The organism is Agrobacterium sp. D14 (genome assembly GCF_001526505.1).
GTDB lineage: Bacteria > Pseudomonadota > Alphaproteobacteria > Rhizobiales > Rhizobiaceae > Agrobacterium > Agrobacterium leguminum.
This window is the reverse complement of the sequence record NZ_ASXX01000007.1, coordinates 222401-241466: the sequence shown is the minus strand read 5'-3', so window position 1 is coordinate 241466 and position 19066 is coordinate 222401. Positions and strand designations below refer to the sequence as shown.

General features: G+C 62.1%; 18 protein-coding genes and 1 pseudogene. 11 read left to right on the top strand and 8 right to left on the bottom strand.

Translation table 11 applies throughout. The features are described 5' to 3' along the window. Nucleotides 1–240 precede the first annotated feature (240 nt). The 3 genes from L901_RS06440 to L901_RS06430 all read right to left on the bottom strand — a co-directional run bounded on the left by L901_RS06440 (nt 241) and on the right by L901_RS06430 (nt 2075). Nucleotides 241–1017: a YbaY family lipoprotein gene (locus tag L901_RS06440; RefSeq protein ID WP_059754584.1), complete on the bottom strand. Its 777-nt coding sequence runs from the start codon at nt 1015–1017 to the stop codon at nt 241–243. 176 nt (nt 1018–1193) lie between these two features. Then, on the bottom strand, nt 1194–1718 hold the full coding sequence (gene hutX / locus L901_RS06435) for a heme utilization cystosolic carrier protein HutX (protein ID WP_059754583.1): 525 nt from the start codon (nt 1716–1718) through the stop codon (nt 1194–1196). A 9-nt stretch (nt 1719–1727) separates the two neighbouring features. Continuing rightward, nucleotides 1728–2075: an antibiotic biosynthesis monooxygenase gene (locus L901_RS06430; RefSeq protein ID WP_003522597.1), complete on the bottom strand. Its 348-nt coding sequence runs from the start codon at nt 2073–2075 to the stop codon at nt 1728–1730. Between the two features lie 187 nt (nt 2076–2262). Here L901_RS06430 and L901_RS06425 point away from each other — a divergent pair, with 187 nt between their 5' ends. The 3 genes from L901_RS06425 to L901_RS06415 are packed head-to-tail and all read left to right on the top strand — an operon-like array spanning nt 2263 to nt 5020. Next, complete coding sequence (locus L901_RS06425; RefSeq protein WP_059754633.1) at nt 2263–3156, top strand: hemin ABC transporter substrate-binding protein; 894 nt, start codon at nt 2263–2265, stop codon at nt 3154–3156. Then, nucleotides 3153–4241 carry an iron ABC transporter permease gene (locus tag L901_RS06420; RefSeq protein ID WP_059754580.1) on the top strand — a complete coding sequence of 363 codons (1089 nt, stop codon included), beginning with the start codon at nt 3153–3155 and terminating at the stop codon, nt 4239–4241. The genes L901_RS06425 and L901_RS06420 overlap by 4 nt, the downstream gene beginning before the upstream one ends. After that, nucleotides 4238–5020 (top strand): heme ABC transporter ATP-binding protein, encoded by a 783-nt coding sequence (locus tag L901_RS06415; protein WP_059754578.1) that lies wholly within the window; start codon nt 4238–4240, stop codon nt 5018–5020. The genes L901_RS06420 and L901_RS06415 overlap by 4 nt, the downstream gene beginning before the upstream one ends. 15 nt (nt 5021–5035) lie before the next feature. Here the strand turns inward: L901_RS06415 and L901_RS06410 are convergent, their stop codons facing one another. Further along, complete coding sequence (locus L901_RS06410) at nt 5036–5392, bottom strand: YbaN family protein (protein WP_059754575.1); 357 nt, start codon at nt 5390–5392, stop codon at nt 5036–5038. 270 nt (nt 5393–5662) lie between these two features. Between L901_RS06410 and L901_RS06405 the strand changes: the two genes are divergently transcribed. The 5 genes from L901_RS06405 to L901_RS06385 all read left to right on the top strand — a co-directional run bounded on the left by L901_RS06405 (nt 5663) and on the right by L901_RS06385 (nt 9920). After that, a complete protein-coding gene (locus tag L901_RS06405) occupies nt 5663–6058 on the top strand; it encodes a VOC family protein (protein WP_003522591.1) in 396 nt (131 codons plus the stop codon). Nucleotides 6059–6081: 23 nt separating this feature from the next. After that, a complete protein-coding gene (gene ung / locus L901_RS06400) occupies nt 6082–6795 on the top strand; it encodes a uracil-DNA glycosylase (RefSeq protein WP_059754572.1) in 714 nt (237 codons plus the stop codon). Between the two features lie 71 nt (nt 6796–6866). Next, the gene (locus L901_RS06395) at nt 6867–7943 is read left to right on the top strand and encodes a siderophore-interacting protein (protein ID WP_059754569.1); all 1077 of its coding nucleotides are present in this window, start codon (nt 6867–6869) and stop codon (nt 7941–7943) included. A gap of 163 nt (nt 7944–8106) precedes the next feature. Then, on the top strand, nt 8107–9051 hold the full coding sequence (locus tag L901_RS06390; protein ID WP_059754566.1) for a VOC family protein: 945 nt from the start codon (nt 8107–8109) through the stop codon (nt 9049–9051). Between the two features lie 254 nt (nt 9052–9305). Next, on the top strand, nt 9306–9920 hold the full coding sequence (locus tag L901_RS06385; protein WP_059754628.1) for an alpha/beta hydrolase: 615 nt from the start codon (nt 9306–9308) through the stop codon (nt 9918–9920). Between the two features lie 54 nt (nt 9921–9974). Here the strand turns inward: L901_RS06385 and L901_RS06380 are convergent, their stop codons facing one another. Then, nucleotides 9975–10559 carry a transglycosylase SLT domain-containing protein gene (locus tag L901_RS06380; protein WP_003522586.1) on the bottom strand — a complete coding sequence of 195 codons (585 nt, stop codon included), beginning with the start codon at nt 10557–10559 and terminating at the stop codon, nt 9975–9977. Nucleotides 10560–11222: 663 nt separating this feature from the next. Here L901_RS06380 and L901_RS06375 point away from each other — a divergent pair. Beyond that, on the top strand, nt 11223–11756 hold the full coding sequence (locus L901_RS06375; protein ID WP_059754564.1) for a transglutaminase-like cysteine peptidase: 534 nt from the start codon (nt 11223–11225) through the stop codon (nt 11754–11756). A 90-nt stretch (nt 11757–11846) separates the two neighbouring features. Here L901_RS06375 and L901_RS06370 read toward each other — a convergent pair. Beyond that, a pseudogene (locus L901_RS06370) lies at nt 11847–12733 on the bottom strand (DMT family transporter). A gap of 241 nt (nt 12734–12974) precedes the next feature. On the opposite strand from L901_RS06370, the gene L901_RS06365 reads away from it, so the two are divergent. Together L901_RS06365 and L901_RS06360 are read left to right on the top strand one after the other, a co-directional pair. Then, on the top strand, nt 12975–14273 hold the full coding sequence (locus tag L901_RS06365; RefSeq protein WP_003522583.1) for an adenylosuccinate synthase: 1299 nt from the start codon (nt 12975–12977) through the stop codon (nt 14271–14273). Between the two features lie 70 nt (nt 14274–14343). Continuing rightward, nucleotides 14344–16638: a hypothetical protein gene (locus L901_RS06360; RefSeq protein ID WP_059754561.1), complete on the top strand. Its 2295-nt coding sequence runs from the start codon at nt 14344–14346 to the stop codon at nt 16636–16638. Between the two features lie 321 nt (nt 16639–16959). Here the strand turns inward: L901_RS06360 and rpoH are convergent, their stop codons facing one another. Together rpoH and L901_RS06350 are read right to left on the bottom strand one after the other, a co-directional pair. Next, nucleotides 16960–17862, bottom strand: coding sequence for an RNA polymerase sigma factor RpoH (gene rpoH / locus L901_RS06355; protein WP_003522581.1), 903 nt, complete (start codon nt 17860–17862; stop codon nt 16960–16962). A gap of 166 nt (nt 17863–18028) precedes the next feature. Further along, a complete protein-coding gene (locus tag L901_RS06350) occupies nt 18029–18853 on the bottom strand; it encodes a class I SAM-dependent methyltransferase (protein WP_059754558.1) in 825 nt (274 codons plus the stop codon). Nucleotides 18854–19066: the final 213 nt, after the last annotated feature.

The window sequence follows — 19066 nt, the reverse complement described above, 5'->3', positions numbered from 1 at the left end:
CGGTCAGAACATAGGATGTCATTCGTTTTCCCTCAAAGACGTCGCGCCGGCATCAGCCGGCGCAGTTCGGCGCGTTCCATAGCGCAGCTCTGCGGCGGAGCAAAGCGTCAAGACGAACGCAGCCAAAGTCATAGGGCGGGAAAGGCCAGCGCGCCGTGCCGGAAGCGACATGGAATGTTCCATGGCCAGCACCGTTTGGGCCAGCACGGCGACGCAGGGTGTTTCGGCAGGTTGCCGGCCTCAGGCGCGGCGCAGGCGCATCGCCGTGCGGCCGCGACCGTCGAGCAGTTCGAGCGTGCCGCGGCGCGGCTCCAGCCTGAAGGAGCGGGCGCCTTCCAGCGCTTCGATGAACTGCCGTTCCTGGCGCATGATGTCAGGCGCGCAGGCCATCTGGGTGGAAATCATCCGGCCGAAATCGACGCGGTTGCGGCTGATCTTCACCTCGCCGCCGATGCCGTTGCAACCGGCATTGCCGGAAACGCGGCCCTCGCGGGTAATTTCCAGCGTCGCCTGACGGCGGCCGCGAACCCGCTCGCCGCGGATGTCCTGCACCAGCCAGCGCCCGTCGATACCGGCTTCCGGCTCCGGCCGGCCCGGACCCGCGCCGACGCGCTCCAGTACCAGATCGGTATCGTCGCGACCGCCGGTCAGCACCGAATAACGGCGGGTGGTGGTGAAGAGCAGCCGGTCGCGGTCGCGGATTTCGGCGCTCAGCGCATAGGAGCGGCGGCCACGGATGTCGCGGTCATCATAACGCAGCACGAAGGGCACCGGCACCTGGCCACGCGGGCGAATGGTGGTCTCGGCAATCGTCTGCGACGGCGCATCCGCCAGCGAAACGTCGATCAGTCGCACGGTGACGGTCGCGCCCGGCGGCAGGGCGATGCGCTCGCGATAGGAAACGCTGCCGCGCAGGCTTGCCGGTGCGGCAGCCGCGCCGCCCGCTGCAAAAAGCGGCGCAAGCGCAACAAGCCCGGCGAAACTGCGGCGCGAAAGAAGAGGTTGGCGGTCGGTCATGGTGCTTGCTCCGTGCTGGTGCCGATCAAATTTCAGCGGATGATAAAAAATGGCACTGAACGGGCGATGAACCGGTGGTTGTTTTCTCACGCGTGAGCCGGAGAGGTCCCGGGCGAATGATGACGCGTGCGATTATGAAAGCAGCGGGGAGGCTGCTGGCAGCCTCCCCACAGGTCTCAGCTGCGGAAACCGTCCCGCAGCGCTTCGAACTTCGCCAGTTGCCCGGCCAGCAGTTCCTTGTTCTCGTCGCGGCGGACGAAAATCTTGAACATGGCGCTGCCGGCGGCGTTCATGAACCAGACGGAACAGGAGCGGCGGCCGTGGAAGCCGCGATCGACGAAGGTGATGCCGGCGCAATTGTCCTTCTTGATGTGACCGCCGATGGGGCTGTCGCCGTGGATGTTAAACCAGCCGTGGCTTTCGCTGCCTTCCGGCAGGTGGCCCGGCACTTCGAACACGATATCGCCGGTCTGCACGATCATCAGGACTTCGCCCCAGCCGCGCATCTCGTTCCAGATGGCGTCGAAGCGGTCGGCGGCAGCGGAAACGGCGGCACCTTCCGGCAGGATCGCCAGGATTTCGGCAGGCGTCACCTCGGCCTTGGCGGCGATGGCCTCCACGATGCCATCGGGCTTTTCGGCGAGCGCAGCGGCGGCGCGGGCCTGCCTGTCGTCGTCGGTCTTTTGGGCTGCAATGCTCATCGGGCGGCCTCAGGCGGCAATCGAACGGCGTTCGCCATTCTTGTCTTCATGGATGATGACGTCGAAGCCTTCGAAATGCGGGCCGGAGAGATATTCCACCTTGCCGCGGTTTTCGCCGGCCTTGGCGTGGGCGGCGCGGAACTGTTCGGATTTCGTCCAGGCGAGGAAATCGTCCTTGGTGGCCCAGACGGTGTGCGAGGCATAAAGCGTGTGGTCATCCGCCTTCGGGCCTTTCAGCATGTGAAATTCGATGTAACCCGGCAATTCGCTCAGATGCGATTTGCGCTCGCGCCAGATGGATTCGAAGGTTTCCTCATAACCCGGTACGACGCGAAAGCGGTTCATTGCGATAAACATGAAATTCTCCCTTTAAGTTTCCAGTTTGAGTCAGGATATCCAGCCGCAGGGAGGTTGGAAAGGGGTTCACGACAAAGCGAACAAATTTACTCCACTTATCGATTGCGCCGCCCATAAACATGTGTAAAGAACTCAAGATTAAATGGCGCGGGCTAAGCCGCGCCGGGTCGTGTTTCAGGATAGCGCCATGTTGAATTCCCGCCTTCGTTCCTTCGTTTTCGCCGCCCTCGTGCCCGCCGCAATCGCCTTTGCCGCACCTGCCGCCATGGCTTCGGACAAGGGCAATCCGGAAGCGAAACGCATCGTCGCGGTTGGCGGCACGGTCACCGAAATCCTTTATGCGCTGGGCGCAGGAGACCGCGTCGTTGCGCGTGACAGCACCAGCAGCTATCCGGCCGATGCATTTGCCAAGCCGGATATCGGTTACATGCGGGCGCTCTCGTCCGAAGGCATCCTGTCGCAGAAGCCCGATCTCATCCTCTCCGAAGACGGGTCCGGCCCGGCCGATGTCATCGCCATCTTGAAGGCAAGTGCGGTGCCTTTCGTCACCGTCGATACGCCGCCGAGCGGCGACGCCATCCCCAAAAAGATCGAGGATGTCGGCGCGGCGGTCGGGCTTTCTGACAAGGCGAAGGCGCTGGCTGCCGAGACCAAGGCCGGGCTCGATGCGCTCGCCAAGGATGTTTCGGCCGTGCCGGAAAAGGGCAGAAAGCGGGTTCTCTTCGTGCTTTCCACCGCCGGCGGCCGCATCATGGCGGCGGGCAAGGATACCGAAGCGGCCGCGATCATAGAAATGGCGGGCGGCATCAATGCGGCTCAGGAGATCAATGGTTACAAGCCGCTGACGGATGAGGCGGTCATTGCCGCGGCACCCGATTTGGTGCTGACCATGGCGCGCGGCGACCATGCCGCCAAGGCGGAAGAGATCTTCGCGCTGCCGGCTTTCCAGTCCACGCCTGCCGCCGCCAGCAAGGCGCTCATCAGCATGGATGGGCTTTATCTCATCGGTTTTGGCCCGCGCACGCCCGCTGCGGGCCGCGAGCTGGCAGCTAAGCTCTATCCTGAGGTGGTGAAGCCGTGAGCCTTGCAGCCTTGAGTTCCGCTGAAGGCAGGGTTGCGGGCGACAGATCCCGCCAGGGGGTCGTCACCCTCGCCGTGCTCGTCGGTATCCTGCTATTTGCCTGTGGCGTGTCGCTGGTCAGCGGACCCACGGGCGTCGGCATGTCCGAACTCTGGGCCTATTTCACCGGCGGCGCGGATCAGCTCGATGCGCGCGACAGGGTTATTCTTGAGGCGGTTCGTCTGCCGCGCACGGCGCTCGGCATGTTGATCGGCGCGGGGCTTGCCGTTTCGGGGGCGATGATGCAGGGCCTGTTCCGCAATCCGCTGGCCGATCCCGGCATTGTCGGCGTCACCTCGGGTGCGGCGCTGTTCGCGGTCGCGGCCATTTCTCTCGGGGAAGGTACGCTTGCCACCGTCGCCGTGTTTTTCGGCCCGCATTTTCTGCCGCTGATGGCGTTTTTCGGCGGTTTGCTGAACACCTGGGTGCTTTACCTGATCGCGACGAAGGACGGCGCCACCTCCACCACCACGCTCATTCTGGCCGGCATTGCGGTGGCGGCGATCAGCGCTGCGCTGATGGGGCTGATGATTTTCATGGCCGATGACCGGGCGCTGCGCGACATTACCTTCTGGTCGCTCGGTTCGCTCGGCGGGGCCACGCCCGCCAAGGTGCTCGCCACCTTGCCCTTCATCGTCATCGTGCTCGCCATCATTCCCTTCGTTGCGCGCGGGCTGGATGCGCTCATTCTCGGCGATGCCGCCGCCTTTCACATGGGCATTCCGGTGCAGCGGCTGAAGCGGATCGTCATTCTGGCCGTTGCCGCCGCCTGCGGTGCGAGCGTGGCGGCGGCCGGCTCCATCGGTTTTGTCGGCATCGTCGTGCCGCATCTTCTGCGGCTCGCCATCGGCCCGTCGCACCGCTTCCTGCTGCCGGCCTCCGCACTTGGCGGCGCAGCGCTTCTGCTTCTGGCCGATAGTTTCGCCCGCACCGTCGCGTCGCCGGCGGAACTGCCCATCGGCGTCGTCACGGCGCTCATCGGCGCGCCGGTCTTCCTGTTCCTGCTATTGGGACGCGGCGGTTTTTCCATGCGGAACATGTCATGATCCGGGCCGAAAACCTCACCCTCATCCGCTCCGGCCGCCGGCTTCTCGATGCGGTCAGCGTCGATCTGAAGCCCGGCAAGGTCAATGTCATCATCGGCCCCAACGGTGCGGGCAAATCCACGCTGATGAAGGTTCTCTCGGGCGAAATGCGCGCCGAGGGCGGTTCGGTGACCTATAACGACATTGACCTGCCGGCCTTCACGCCGGTCCAGCTCGCCCGTCTCAGGGCCGTGCTGCCGCAGAGCACCCAGCTTGCTTTCCCCTTCACCGCGCTCGAAATCGTGCGGATGGGGGCTGTCGCACAGGGGTCCCGCGCGCCGGAAGAGCAGGCACGCCGCGCGCTTGCCAGGGCCGGGCTGCGCGGTTTCGAGCAGCGGTCCTACAACATGCTCTCCGGCGGAGAACAGCAGCGGGTGCAGTTTGCCCGGGCGCTGGCGCAGGTGCCGAACCCGATGGAAAATGGCGAGGCGCGGGCGCTCTTCCTCGACGAGCCCACCGCAAGCCTCGATATCGGCCACCAGATCGCCGTGCTGGAAACGGCGCGCGACTTTGCAAGCGGCGGCGGGCTGGTGCTCGCTATCCTGCACGACCTCAACCTTGCGGCCGAATTTGCCGATCAACTTATCGTCATGCATGGCGGCCGGGTGACGGCGAGCGGCCCCTCGCAGGAAACCATCAGCGACGAGACGATCGCAAGGGTCTATGGCATTGGCGGCGTCGTCGGTCGGTTGCCGGCGCGGCATATTCCTTACGTGCTGCCGCAGTCGCGCCACCGTTAAGGACTGTCCTTCGCCTCAGCTTTCCGGACGGGTGGCGATGAAGAGCGCCGAGCCGAGCATGACGGCGGCGACGATGGCGGCCCGCAGCGGCGGCGGCTCGCTCAGAAACCAGAAAGCGGCGTAACTGACAGACATGGCAGAAAGTGCTGCGACCTTAGCGTTGCGGGCGATTGCGCCACGTTCGCGCCATCGCCGCAGCGAAGGGCCGAATCTGGGATGGGCCAGCAGCCATGCCTCGAGTTTTGGCGAGGAGCGGGAAAAACACCAGAGCGCCAGAAGCAGGAACGGCGTGGTGGGCAAAACGGGAAGAAACGCGCCGACAATGCCGGTCGCGACCATAAGCCAGCCAAGACAGAGATAAAGAAGGCGCATGCATAAGCCGGTATCATGAGTTCTCTACTCATGATAGAGCGGCGGCATGAAATCTGTGAGCCCTGTTGCCGCAGGCCCTTGTCGCAGAGCCTTACCGCACGGGGCGAAGCAGAGGTTTTCTTCATCACATTTATCGTGATCGGCGTTTGGCCCGTCGGTCTAAAAGCGCCTTTAGGGTTGAAAGCGAAGCACGCAGTCTTTATCCCCTTGGGCCGCGATGCCCGGAGCATAACCGGGCCGTCAAAGGTTAAGAAGAAGAAGGAAAACACCATGGCCAAGCTGATCCACTCGATGGTCCGGGTGCTGGACGAAAAGCGTTCGGTGGAATTTTACAAACAGGCTTTCGGGCTTGAGGTTGCGGAACGCGCCGAGTTCGAAAACTTCACGCTGATCTATCTCAGCAATGCCGAGGGCGATTTCGAGCTGGAACTGACCGTCAACCGGGGTCGCGAAGTGCCCTATGCGCTGGGCGACGGTTATGGTCACCTTGCGGTCAGCGTGGCCGATGTGGATGGCGAGCATCAGCGCTTCACCGAGATCGGCCTTTCCCCCGGAAAAATCATCGAAGCCGATTATAAGGGCCAGCCTTTCGCGAAATACTTTTTCATCTGCGATCCGGATGGTTACAAGATCGAAGTGCTGCAACGCGGCAACCGGTTCAAATAAGCGCGATTATGGGAGAGACGGGCATGGCAGAGGCAGGCGTCAAACTCGAGGATAGCTGGAAACGCGTTCTTTCCGGCGAATTCGCCAGCCCCTATATGCTCAAGCTGAAGGAGTTCCTGCTTGCCGAAAAGACCGCCGGCAAGCGCATCTTTCCCAAGGGTGCGGAATATTTCCGGGCGCTGGATCTCACGCCTCTCGATGAGGTCAAGGTCGTCATTTTAGGCCAGGATCCCTATCACGGGCTCGGTCAGGCGCATGGGCTGTGCTTTTCCGTCCAGCCCGGCGTGCGCATTCCGCCCTCGCTCGTCAATATCTACAAGGAATTGCAGAGCGATCTCGGCATTCGCCCGGTGGGCCACGGCTTTCTGGAAAGCTGGGCGAAACAGGGCGTGCTTCTGCTCAACAGCGTGCTGACGGTGGAAGAATCCCGCGCCGCCTCGCATCAGGGGCAGGGCTGGGAAAGGTTCACCGACGCCGTCATCCGCGCCGTCAACGACGAATGCGACCATGTCGTCTTCCTGCTCTGGGGTTCCTATGCACAGAAGAAGGCGGCCTTCGTGGACCAGCGCAAGCATCTCGTGCTGCGCTCGCCGCATCCGTCTCCGCTTTCGGCCCATAACGGCTTTTTCGGCAATGGCCATTTTTCCAAGGCAAACGCCTTTCTCGCCTCCCATGGCCGCCAGCCGATCGACTGGCAATTGCCGGAAACGGTGGGAAGCGACAAAAACCTTCTCTAGACACTCATAAAATACCTTTACGCTTTGCGGTTGTCGGGATTAAAGATAACCGGACTGCAAAGTGAAGGATTATGCCCGTGTCTCTCCTGTCTGCCGAAACCTCCGTCTCGCTGCCCGATCCGCTGTCGATCGTCGATGCTTTCGAGGATCATTTCTCCGAGCATATGGAGATGGAACGCGAAGGTGCGACAGTGCGGTTCAAGACGGAATACGGCCATGGCAGCTTCAGCGCCGAGGGCGGCCGTTTCGCCGCAAGGGTGAGCTGCATTTCCGAACATATATTGATGTCGGTAAAGGCCATGGTGGCCGAGCATATCGTCGAGTTTTCCGGCGAGACGGGGCTGGATTTCCGCTGGAGCGGCCATGGCGCGCAACAGCGTGAGCTGCCCAATCTCTTCGTCGGCAAGGTCGCCCGCGCCTATAATCTGACGCCGCATATGCGCCGGCTGGTGGTTTCCGTCGAAAGCGGCATCGAAAGGCTGTTGACCGGCGGCATGCATGTGCGCCTGCTTCTGGTGCCGGATCAGGCCCGCGCGCCGGTCTGGCCTTATCTTGCGCCCACCGGCGCCATCGTCTGGCCGGCGGGCGACGATCTTCTCACACGGCGTGTCTACACCATCCGTTCCGGCGATATCGCCCGCGGTGAAGTCGATATCGACTTCGTCATGCATGAGGGCGACCACATGCCGGGCGCAACCTTCGGCGCGACGGCGAAGCCCGGCGATGTTCTCGGCATCATCGGCCCGAGCGGTGTTTGCCCGGAAGCCGAGCGTTATGTCTTTGCCGGTGACGAAACGGCGCTGCCGGTGATGCTGCGCATGGCGGCCGAAATGCCGGCCGGGAAAAAGCTCAGCGTCTATGCGGAAATCGACGATGAAGCCGAGCGGCAGGAGATCGTCTGCGCGGCAAATGTCGAGTGGACATGGCTTTATCGCCGCGGCAAGCCCGCCGGCACATCCGGCCTCATCGAAAAGGCGCTGCGCGACCATGGCTGGAGCGCGGATCATGACGGCCTGCACGTCTTTGTCGCCTGCGAAAAATCCGAGGCGAGGGCGGCAAAATCCTTCCTTACCGACGAGATCGCTTTCCCGAAAGCATCGCTGCGCGCCGTCGGCTACTGGACCCTGGGCGTCGCCGACGATCATTGAGCTGCCCTATCGGGCTCGTTGAACAGTCGGTTTTATCGTTCATCATTCGGGAACAATCCGTTCCCGTTGTCCTCTCTATGCCTGAGAGCGCTGTTACCCCATCTTTACGCCATGAACAGGGCAGGCCCCAACCGTGAGGCCCGCCAGGCAAAAGGGGTTTATCATGCTCAACCAGATCAAGGGCCTGCACCACGTCACGTCCGTGGCGGCGAGCGCGCGCCAGAACAACAGTTTTTTCACCGATACGCTCGGCCTGCGCCGGGTGAAGAAGACGGTCAATTTCGACGCGCCTGACGTCTATCATCTCTATTATGGCGATGAGGTCGGCACGCCCGGCTCCGTCATGACCTATTTTCCGTTCCCGCATATCGCCCGTGGCCGTCCCGGCACGGGTGAAGTGGGCACCACGCTGTTTTCCGTCCCGGCAGGATCGCTCGGCTACTGGCAGGAGCGCCTTTCGAAGGCCGGCGTGGATGGCCTGAAGGCCGACGAGGCCTTCGGCGACAAGCGCCTGCATTTTGCCGGCCCGGATGGCGACGGTTTTGCGCTGGTCGAGGTCAGGGACGACAGCCGCGCGCAATGGATCGGCAATGGCGTCGGTGCGGATCAGGCGATCCATGGTTTTCAGGGCGCCTCGCTGCGGCTTCGCGATGAAGGTGCGACCGCCGAGCTTTTGAAATTCATGGGCTATCAGGAAGTGGATCGTCAGGATGGCGTTCTGCGCCTCGGCATTCCCGGCGGCAACGGTGCCGACTTCATCGACATCGAAACCATGCCGAATATTTCTGGCGCGCGGCTGGGTGCGGGGTCCGTGCACCACATCGCCTTTGCGGTCGAAAACCGTGAAAAGCAGCTGGAGGTGCGCAAGGCGCTGATGGATACCGGCTATCAGGTGACACCGGTCATCGACCGCGATTATTTCTGGGCGATCTATTTTCGCACGCCGGGCGGCGTGCTGTTCGAAGTGGCCACCAACGAACCCGGTTTCGACCGCGACGAGGACACCGCCCATCTCGGCGAGGCGCTGAAGCTGCCGACCCAGCACGCGCATCTGCGCTCCGTGCTTGAAGAGCATCTGGAGCCGCTGGGGGACGAGAAGGCGGTTTGACCGCTCGATAGCGTTTAGCGGGACATGGCCACGTATTTCTTCTCCCCTTCGGGGAGAAGGTGGCCCGAAGGGTCGGATGAGGGGGCAACGCTCACGATAGACCGCACCCTTGCCCCCTCATCCCGCTAACGCGGACTTCTCCCCGGCGGGGAGAAGAAACAAGCCGTGTCCGTTCGTTTCATATGATTGCTCCGCTTGGCCGAAGAGACCTTGCGGAAGCCGTTGAACCTCTTCCTTTCAGAAAGGATCCTCCCATGACCAGGGACAGCTATTTCCACAAATCCCGCGCCGGCGCTGCCGGTGCACCGCTTTTCGTTTTGCTGCACGGCACCGGCGGCGATGAAAACCAGTTCTTCGATTTCGGCTCGCGCCTGCTGCCTGAGGCGACCATTCTCTCACCCGTCGGCGATGTCTCCGAACATGGCGCGGCGCGGTTTTTCAGGCGCACGGGAGAGGGCGTCTACGACATGGCCGACCTTCAACGGGCGACCGTCAAGATGGCGGACTTCATCAGGGCGAACCGGGAGCATTATCAGGCCGGTCCGATCGTCGGCCTCGGCTTTTCCAACGGCGCGAATATTCTCGCCAATGTGCTGATCGAAGAGCCCGGGCTTTTCGATGCGGCGGTGCTGATGCATCCGCTCATCCCGTTCGAACCGAAAATCTCCCCCGCCAAAGCCTCGCGCCGGGTGCTGATCACGGCCGGCGAGCGCGATCCGATCTGCCCGGTGCCGCTGACGAAGGCGCTGGAACAGAGCCTCAAGGCACAGGGCGGCACGGTGGAAACCGTGTGGCATCCGGGCGGGCATGAAATCCGCTCGGGCGAGATCGATGCGGTCAGGGGTTTTCTGGCGGCTTATAACGCTTAGCTGAATGTCTGCATTATGCCGGCTTTTAAGCCGGCATTCGCCTGTGCCGCCGCCTCAGCGATATCCGCATTGCTGCAGCTGCGCCTCGTAACGCAGCGCCATGTTGGCGGAGCGGCGGGCGGCCTTCTGGACCGCGGAATTGTTGCGCCAGCTGCCCTTCGCATAACCGGCATGGCCGGAATAATAGGCGAGGTAGAGATTATAGGGGTCGTTCAGCGAAATGCCGTTTTCGCGCCGGCTCTTGGCATGATACCAGCCGACGAAGTGGATGGCATCGGTGAAATCGGTGCGGCTTGCCGACCAGCGGCCGGTTTCACGCTGGTAAACGCTCCATGTGCCGTCCAGCGCCTGTGCATAACCATACGCGCTCGACTGGCGTGTCCAGGGAATGAAGCCGAGAAGCTTGGTGCGCGGTGGCCGCGCATAGGGGCGGAAGGCGGATTCGGTATAGATCGTCGCCATCATGACAGGCACGGGCACGCCGAATTCCCGCTCGGCCGCTTTCGCATCGCGCCGCCAATTGTTGAAGATGCCGTTCCGCTGCTCGAAAATCGCACAGGCATTGGTCACCTGCGACGGTGCGGTGGCGCAGCCGGCCAGAACGAGCATCAGAAAAACAACGGCAAATACGCCACGCATAACGGAACCCTTTCGTTCCGCTATTCTTAAATTGCTAACCATTAACGTCGGGTTTTAAGACAAGGTTAATTCAAATGCCGCCGATCGGCCGGCCGTTAACCCGCTGAAAATTCCTGTGGCCGGGATGGGGCGAGGCCGCCTTCCGGGCGCCTTCTTTCAAGAAGCGTTCATCCCCGCACGTCCACGGTCCCGCCGGCCCGGCTATACTTGGCTCATCCCGGTCATCAGGCGTGCGCGCGGCGCAAGGTGGGCGGGGCAGGCGGCCGAAACCGGGGAGTTTCCCGATGTCACGGTTGAGGCGGCCGGCATATGCCCATCCTCCAAACAGGAACCGGTTTGGCGGGCGGGTCATATGTTTCAAGCCGGGGCCGCATCGTCTGCAAACCCTGCAATACCCTTTGATACCCCCGCAGCGATGCGGCCCCTATATCGCTTCCCAACGTTGCCGCGGAATTCGCGGTGACGGTGTCGGCGCATATTCGAAAAAAAGCGTCCGCTGTACAAAAATGAAAACCGATAAAATTGTAGCAATCGGCTTAAAGCGGCTGAAAACAGTGCTGTGCCATTGTGGGATCACAGACGGGGAGCGGCCTTTGAAAGAGACGCTCCACAAAACAGAAATCGAGACCGGCACAAGCCGGCGGATCGCAAACGGGGTATGAAATGCTGAAGAAGATTATTGCTGCCGCCATCTGCGGAATTGCCGTTGCTTCCATGTCCAATCATGCCGACGCGGCTGGCGCTGCCGGTTTTGCCCGCGGTTTTGCCGCCGTCGAGAAGTCTGCGGTGACGCAGATCGGTGTTTCCGCGCCGGGCGGTTTCGACGGCTGCGTTCTTTCCGCCGGCCAATGCGTTTCCACCATCGCCGCACTGCTGACCGGTGAGCGCCGCGAGGAACTGCTGCGCGTCAACCGCGATGTGAACGCCACCATGGGCGCGCTCGACGATTATTTCTCCGGTTTTGCAACCGATGTTCCGGCAACGCCGTCGTTGAGCCTTGGCGATTGCGGTGACTGCGCCGCCATCAAGCGCACGGCCCTTGCCGGCGCTGGCTGGTCTTCCAGCGCGCTGCGCCTTGCCTTTTCGCTGAACAATGACGGATCGCTCGAAAAAGTGCTGATCGTCACCACCGACAAGGGCGATATCGTCCTTGGCAACGCCGTCTTTTCTCCGGCCGAGCGCGAAACCGCGCTCTGAGCTTTCGTTCGAGCATCGGAAAGATTTTCGATCCGATGCTCCATTCTTTCATGCCTGCCAGACTGCGCCGGTTTTCCTGACCCTGTTGGTTCAGGAAGCCGGCGATTTTTTTCGTTCCGCGACGGCAATGCCCGCCAGCGCCATGATGAGAGCGACGATCTGATAGGTGTGCAGGGTTTCGCTGAGCACAACGACGGACAGCAGGGTGCCGAAGACGGGCACGAGGTTGATGAAGAGGCCGGCGCGGTTGGCGCCGATCTGTTCAACGCCCTTGATATACAGGATCTGCGCGACGAGAGAGGCGAAAATGGCGGCATAGACCACCAGCACCCAGCCCTTCTGGTCCGGCCAGACGACGCTCTCGCGTGAGATTTCCCAGAAGATCAGCGGCACGGAGTAACGAGGGCGAAGAAGGCGGGGATGGCCATCAGCGTGCGCCAGTCGACGGCGGGTTTCCACCGCAGGATGACGGTGTAGATGGCATAGACCAGCACGGCGAGCAGCATGATCGCGTCGCCGACATTCATTTCCAGTTGCAGCAGCGAGACCGGATCGCCATGCGAGGCGAGAAGCGCCACGCCGGCAATGGTGAGGCAGAAGCCGGCGATCTGGCCGAACAGCACGCGGGTGCGGAACAGCATGAAATTCAGCACGAAGATGACCATGGGAATGCCGGCCTGGATGACGGCGGCGTTGATGGCCGAGGTGTGTTGCAGGGCCGTGTAGAGAAACACGTTGAAGGCGGTGTAACCGACGCTGCCGAGCACGAGGAAATAGGGCAGGCGTTTTTGCACCACCGGCCAGTCCTTGATGAGCTGCGGTACGGAAATGGCGAAGATGATGGCGACGGCGAAGACCCAGCGCAGGAAGGTGAAGGCCATGGGGCTGATGTGGCCGACGGCCAGCTTGCCGGCAACGGTGTTGCCGCCCCAGCAGAGCGTGGCGATGATGAGGGCGATATAGGCTTTGGAGGGCACGCTGATGTTTCGCTTCTTCACGGGGCGGGAAAACGGCTAAGGGGTGAATGGCGGTCTTGCGCCCGCGCTTGGCCCCCACGGGGCGAGATAATGCGGGAAATCCGCGCCTTGTCACGGAAAAAGCAAAATTCTCCATAAGAAACAGGGTCGCTTTCCGTAAAACAACACAGTATACATTCGCGGGTTTGGGTTTCCCATCGGGTTATCGGGCGCGCAAGCGCCATGAGCAGGAAAGCAAGAAATGACGAATGTTGTGGTGGTCGGCTCGCAGTGGGGCGACGAAGGCAAAGGCAAGATTGTCGACTGGCTGTCCGAGCGGGCAGATGTCGTCGTGCGGTATCAGGGCGGCCATAATGCCGGCCATACGCTTGTCATCGATGGCATCAGCTACAAGCTTTCGCTTCTGCCGTCCGGCGTTGTGCGTCCCGGCAAGCTCGCCGTCATCGGCAATGGCGTCGTGGTCGATCCGCATGCGCTGATCGCCGAAATCGGCCGTCTGGAAGCGCAGGGTGTGAAGGTTACCCCGGAAAACCTGCGTATCGCCGACAATGCCACCCTCATTCTTTCGCTGCACCGCGAGCTGGACGGCATGCGCGAAGACGCGGCCTCGAACAGCGGCACCAAGATCGGCACCACCCGCCGCGGCATCGGCCCGGCCTATGAAGACAAGGTTGGCCGTCGCGCCATCCGCGTCATGGATCTCGCCGACATGGAGGCGCTTTCCGCCAAGGTCGATCGTATTCTGACGCATCACAATGCGCTTCGCCGCGGTTTCGGTGCAACCGAAGTCTCGCACGAGACGATCATGGAAGAGCTGGGCTCGATTGCCGAGCGCATCCTGCCCTTCAGCGAAACCGTCTGGCTGCTGCTCGACAAGAAGCGCCGCGCCGGTGCGCGCATCCTGTTCGAAGGCGCTCAGGGCTCGCTGCTCGATATCGACCATGGCACATACCCCTATGTGACCTCTTCGAACACGGTTGCCGGCCAGGCCGCCGCCGGTTCGGGCATGGGTCCGGGTTCGCTGGGTTATATTCTCGGCATCACCAAGGCTTACACCACCCGCGTCGGCGAAGGTCCGTTCCCGACCGAGCTGAATGACGAGATCGGCCAGTTCCTCGGCGAAAAGGGTCATGAATTCGGCACCGTCACCGGCCGCAAGCGCCGCTGCGGCTGGTTCGACGCCGCACTGGTGCGCCAGTCGGTCGCCACCAATGGTATTACCGGCATCGCGCTCACCAAGCTTGATGTTCTGGATGGTCTCGACGAGCTGAAAATCTGCGTCGGCTACAAGCTGGACGGGCAGGAAATCGACCATCTTCCGGCAAGCCAGGGCGCGCAGGCGCGCGTCGAGCCGATCTACGTCACGCTGGAAGGCTGGAAGGAATCTACCGTCGGTGCCCGAAAATGGGCGGATTTGCCTGCTCAGGCAATCAAATATGTCCGTCAGGTCGAGGAATTGATCGGGGCGCCTGTCGCACTTCTGTCGACAAGTCCGGAGCGTGACGACACCATACTTGTGACTGATCCGTTTGAGGATTAATGTCCTCGGCGATCTAGATTCATAAACCATATCGGGCCGGTACGTCGCCGGTCACGACGAGAAAGTGCTTATGGCGGATTTTGTAGCAGTCATTCGCAAGGCCGTGGATGGCTTGGCGAACAATACTCCCGAAAACCGGGCGAAGGTTTACGACAAGGCGCGCAGTGCGGTTGTGCGCCAACTCGAGAATATGAAGCCACGTCCGCCGGAAGAATTGTTGCGCCGGCAGATCGCCAAGCTGGACGCCGCCATAGCCGAGGTGGACAGCGAATATGCCGAGGCGCTTCCGGCGCTGGAGGATGATGACGCTGTCTCTCCCGCTGCGGAAGAGACGGCGGCATCCTATTACCAGCAGGATGCTGCCGACGAAGACGAGGCCCGCGCCGCCGAGCCGGCAGAGGATGCCGACCGGGAAGAGGCGCGGCACGAGCCGGCCTACGAAGAGCCGGCATCCGCTGAACCTGCGCAATCGGAGCCGGCTTACGAAGAAGCGGTCGAAGAGGAAGAGCCCCGGCACGCTGACACCGCTGCCGATGAGGAGCCGCATCACGGCGACCGCGAGCCGGAAGAGCTTTATGATGCGCCGGAAACGGTTCATGCCGCTCCCGCCCCGGCGCACGCTTCCGACGAAGCCGTCGGCACCTATTTCACACGGACGGATGAAGAGCCGGCTCATCAGCCGGAGCCTGAAACGGCGCTCGGCGCTGCTGATGATTCCGTTCCCTCCCATTGGGCGCAGCCGGTGGATGAGGATGACTGGCGCAAGCTCGACGAAGCGCAGGACGACGATGCGCGTCCGGCCGCCGAGGAATATGAAGAGGTTCGCAACGAGACCGACGAACGTCCGCTCGTTGCCGGTTATGCCGCTCAGCATTACCAGGAGCCGGAAGTAAGTTTCGAGCCCGCCCCTTACGAAAAGGATGAGCGGCGCGAGACGGACGACCATTTCGGCCCCGCCGCCGTGGAGCATGCTCCGGCGTTTGGCGGCCGGCACGATTTTGACGACCATCGGCAGCCGGAAGAGCAGGCTCCGAAAAAGGCGGCCGTGGTCGAGGATTTCTCGTCCTATTTCCAGGATGCGGATATTGCCATTCCCGCCAAGGAAGCGCCGGCGCTGCCGCGCGCGGATAACGATCTCTTCGGCGATCAGGCAGCTGCAAAGGACAACAAGGAACGCACGCCCTGGGACGATCTGGACGAGCTGATCGGTTATGACGGCGCGTCGTCCTCCACCCGTCAGGCTTCGGGCGAAACGAATGGCGTGGGCGCTGCCGCCGCAACGCCTGCCTATATGGTCAAGAAGAAGCCGCGCCGCAATTATGCGTCGCTGGTTCTGGCCCTCGTCGGCGTGGCGCTGCTTGCCGGCGGCGGTTATGCCGTGTGGATGAACCGCGATGCGCTGAACGATATGGTCGGCGGGCTGGTCAGTTCCGCACAGAACGGCGGCACCAGCCAGACGGCTTCGAACGGCACGGGTGAGGCGCAGACCTCGACACCGCCGGCGACCCAGCAGCCGCCCGCCACGGGGCAGCAGCCGACAACCCCGACCAACCATCAGACCCCGACCCATGGCGATGACGGCTCCGTCACCGGCACCAAGTTCACCCAGCGGCTTCTGGCCGACGGCACCGAGCGTGACGAGGGACCTGCCGCCGGTGCGAACGGCCAGCCGGTCACCGCCGAAGGCCAGTCGGTCTATGAGCAGAATGTCGCGCCGCCGCCTGCGGGCGAGGCTCCGGCCAATAATGCCGTTGCGCCCGCCGGAACGCCTGCCGGCACGCCGCCGGCGCAGCAGCCTGCCGCCGCCGCCGGCGACCGCATGTTCCTTTATGAGGAAGTGCTGGGCCAGACGGTGCCGACCGCCATTCAGGGCAGCGTTTCCTGGTCGCTGCAGCAGGAAAACGACGGTGAGGGCAAACCTTCTCCGACCGTGCAGGGCCAGATCACCGTTCCCGGCCGTGGCCTCAGCGCGCTGATCACCTTCAAGCGCAATACCGATCCGTCGCTGCCGGCCAGCCATCTGATCGAGATCGTCTTCTCGGTTTCGCCCGGCTTCGAAGGCGGCGCTATCGACAGCGTCCAGCGCATCGCGATGAAGAGCACCGAGCAGGATCGCGGCAACGCGCTGATCGCGGTTCCGGCCAAGATCACCGACGATTTCCACATGATCGCGCTCAACGACTTCCCGGATGCGATGAAGACCAATCTGGAGCTTCTGAAGAGCCGCAACTGGATCGACATTCCGGTGTCCTACCGCAACGGTCGGCGTGCGCTGCTGACCCTGCAAAAGGGCAATGACGGCATCGCCGCCTTCGACAAGGCGCTCAGCGAATGGGCGGCGGCAACGCCGGCGACCGGACAGTGATGGTTAGGGGGCGTTCCACCGATAGCTCGCCCCCTCATCGCCTCGCTGCGCTCCGGCACTTCTCCCCGGCGGGGAGAAGAATTTGCCGCGCCCTATCGACCCATAAAAAGCCTTACCCGAAGTCTCATACGGAACGAGACGGTTCCCCAGCTTCTTCTCCCCGCCGGGGAGAAGTGCCGGAGCGTAGCGAGGCGATGAGGGGGCAACGCCTGCTGTTTTGCGCAGCTGCGCTGCTCCCTCAAAGAAAAACCCGCAGACCTTGCGATCTGCGGGCTCAACGAGCGGATAGCTCAATCCAGAACTAAGACGGCCACTTCGGCCTTAAGCATCCACCACACGCAGCGCACGAGCAGCTTCCAGCGCTTCCTTCTGCACCGCTTCCTGCACCTTCTCGAAGGCGCGAACCTCGATCTGGCGCACGCGTTCGCGGCTGATGTCGAACTCGGAGGAGAGTTCCTCCAGCGTCACCGGGTCTTCGGCAAGCCGGCGGGCTTCGAAGATGCGGCGTTCGCGGTCGTTCAGCACGCCCATGGCTTTTGCCAGCATTCGGCGGCGGGTTTCCAGTTCGTCCTGTTCGATCAGCACGTCTTCCTGGCTGTCATGGTCGTCCACCAGCCAGTCCTGCCATTGGCCGGACTCGCCTTCCGACGCCTTGATCGGCGCATTCAGCGATGCGTCGCCATGCAGACGGCGGTTCATCGAGATGACTTCTTCTTCCGACACCTGAAGCTTCGTCGCGATTTCCTTGACGTGCTCCGGCTTCAGATCGCCATCGTCGATTGCCTGGATGCGGCCTTTCAGCCGGCGCAGGTTGAAGAACAGACGTTTCTGGTTGGCGGTCGTGCCCATCTTCACCAGCGACCAGGAGCGCAGGATGTATTCCTGGATCGAGGCCTTGATCCACCACATGGCGTAGGTGGCCAGGCGGAAACCGCGCTCCGGATCGAACTTCTTCACCGCCTGCATCAGGCCGACATTGCCTTCGGAGACGACTTCGCCGATCGGCAGGCCGTAACCGCGGTAACCCATGGCGATCTTGGCGACGAGACGCAGGTGGCTGGTGACGAGTTTATGCGCGGCGTCGCGGTCGCCATGCTCGGCATAACGCTTGCCAAGCATGTATTCTTCCTGCGGCTCCAGCATCGGAAATTTACGGATTTCGTCGAGATATCTATTGAGACCGGCTTCGCCGGCTGTAATCGTAGGCAAACTATTGCGGGCCATAAAGCACCCCCTTATCTATGGTCTGGAACGGCACCCTCTTTGATCGGCGACTGACCCGCCGGAGGCACACCGTAAGCTGCGGGTCGTTACCGACCCCGCACGAACCCATGTGACAGATATGTACGCGCCCGCTGCGTTTCAAGCGAACGCTGCGTTCACACATGCGTTATGTTCCAGTGACACCTTCTTTGACCTGTTTAACTTTCGAACGGTAGATTCGTTCCGAAAAACCGCCAAGGCCGGAGCGCACCATCAGCTCATACATCACCCGCCGGCGCATGGGATTGTGCAGGCGCACAACCTTGGAGCCGAGGAACTGCGTCTCCACATGGGCAAGCGCCTGCAGATCGGGATCGGCGGCAATCGCGCCCGCATAGGTCGCGTGAAATTCCCGGCGGCAGACATAGGTTTTGTATTTCGTCATGCCGAAGCAGACGAGGCTGTGGCCATGGGTGCGCAGGAAATCGGCGACGCCCACCGTCACTTCCGGCCAGGCGGGATTGAAGGTGTCGTCGAAGACGATGACGCCATGCGGTGCGATCACCTCCATCGCCAGTTTCGCATCGGCCAGCACGTGGTGCAGGTTGTGGCCGCCATCGATGCTGAAGAAGCGCGCGGGGCCGATGCGGGAGGTGATGTCGGCGGGCGCCAGCTGCGTGCTGTCGCCCCTGATGATCAGGTCTTCATCCATGGCGAAACCCAGCCGTCGGCCGTTTTCCATCAGCCGTTCATATTGGTCGAGGCTGCCATCTTCGGGCGGATCGAGATCGAAGAGATCGACGCCCAGCACCTTTTCCTGCTTCCCGGCGAATTTACGCAGCAGGAAATAGGAGCGGCCGTAATAAACGCCGATTTCCGCCATGCCGCCATGGAGGCCGCTTTTCGTCTGGGCCTGCAACAGCGCCTTGAAGACGAGCGCATCGGGCGGGTCGATATAGCCTTCGACGCTGCGCAACTCCTGAAAGATAAACCGGCGGTCTTCGATATTCATGCGATAGATCCCGTCATCATGCCGGTTCCGTTCGGGGGCGGATCGAACGAATGGCGTCCCTGCGGTTTTATTTGGCAGGCTTGAAATCGCCACGGTTCAATGGCGGCGATTTCAGGCTTTGCGGGGCCGAGGAGGTGCGACGATTGAAGCGAAATTGGGGCGGTCTATAAAAAGGACCGACTGCGGAATATCGCTATCCGCTAATCTTTTTTT

Bases quoted from the DNA above. Each gene is read 5' to 3' on its own strand.
- L901_RS06440 (WP_059754584.1), bottom strand. From the start codon at position 1,017: ATGACCGACCGCCAACCTCTTCTTTCGCGCCGCAGTTTCGCCGGGCTT.
- hutX (WP_059754583.1), bottom strand. From the start codon at position 1,718: ATGAGCATTGCAGCCCAAAAGACCGACGACGACAGGCAGGCCCGCGCC.
- L901_RS06430 (WP_003522597.1), bottom strand. From the start codon at position 2,075: ATGTTTATCGCAATGAACCGCTTTCGCGTCGTACCGGGTTATGAGGAA.
- L901_RS06425 (WP_059754633.1), top strand. From the start codon at position 2,263: ATGTTGAATTCCCGCCTTCGTTCCTTCGTTTTCGCCGCCCTCGTGCCC.
- L901_RS06415 (WP_059754578.1), top strand. From the start codon at position 4,238: ATGATCCGGGCCGAAAACCTCACCCTCATCCGCTCCGGCCGCCGGCTT.
- L901_RS06410 (WP_059754575.1), bottom strand. From the start codon at position 5,392: ATGCGCCTTCTTTATCTCTGTCTTGGCTGGCTTATGGTCGCGACCGGC.
- L901_RS06405 (WP_003522591.1), top strand. From the start codon at position 5,663: ATGGCCAAGCTGATCCACTCGATGGTCCGGGTGCTGGACGAAAAGCGT.
- ung (WP_059754572.1), top strand. From the start codon at position 6,082: ATGGCAGAGGCAGGCGTCAAACTCGAGGATAGCTGGAAACGCGTTCTT.
- L901_RS06395 (WP_059754569.1), top strand. From the start codon at position 6,867: ATGCCCGTGTCTCTCCTGTCTGCCGAAACCTCCGTCTCGCTGCCCGAT.
- L901_RS06390 (WP_059754566.1), top strand. From the start codon at position 8,107: ATGCTCAACCAGATCAAGGGCCTGCACCACGTCACGTCCGTGGCGGCG.
- L901_RS06385 (WP_059754628.1), top strand. From the start codon at position 9,306: ATGACCAGGGACAGCTATTTCCACAAATCCCGCGCCGGCGCTGCCGGT.
- L901_RS06380 (WP_003522586.1), bottom strand. From the start codon at position 10,559: ATGCGTGGCGTATTTGCCGTTGTTTTTCTGATGCTCGTTCTGGCCGGC.
- L901_RS06375 (WP_059754564.1), top strand. From the start codon at position 11,223: ATGCTGAAGAAGATTATTGCTGCCGCCATCTGCGGAATTGCCGTTGCT.
- L901_RS06365 (WP_003522583.1), top strand. From the start codon at position 12,975: ATGACGAATGTTGTGGTGGTCGGCTCGCAGTGGGGCGACGAAGGCAAA.
- L901_RS06360 (WP_059754561.1), top strand. From the start codon at position 14,344: ATGGCGGATTTTGTAGCAGTCATTCGCAAGGCCGTGGATGGCTTGGCG.
- rpoH (WP_003522581.1), bottom strand. From the start codon at position 17,862: ATGGCCCGCAATAGTTTGCCTACGATTACAGCCGGCGAAGCCGGTCTC.
- L901_RS06350 (WP_059754558.1), bottom strand. From the start codon at position 18,853: ATGAATATCGAAGACCGCCGGTTTATCTTTCAGGAGTTGCGCAGCGTC.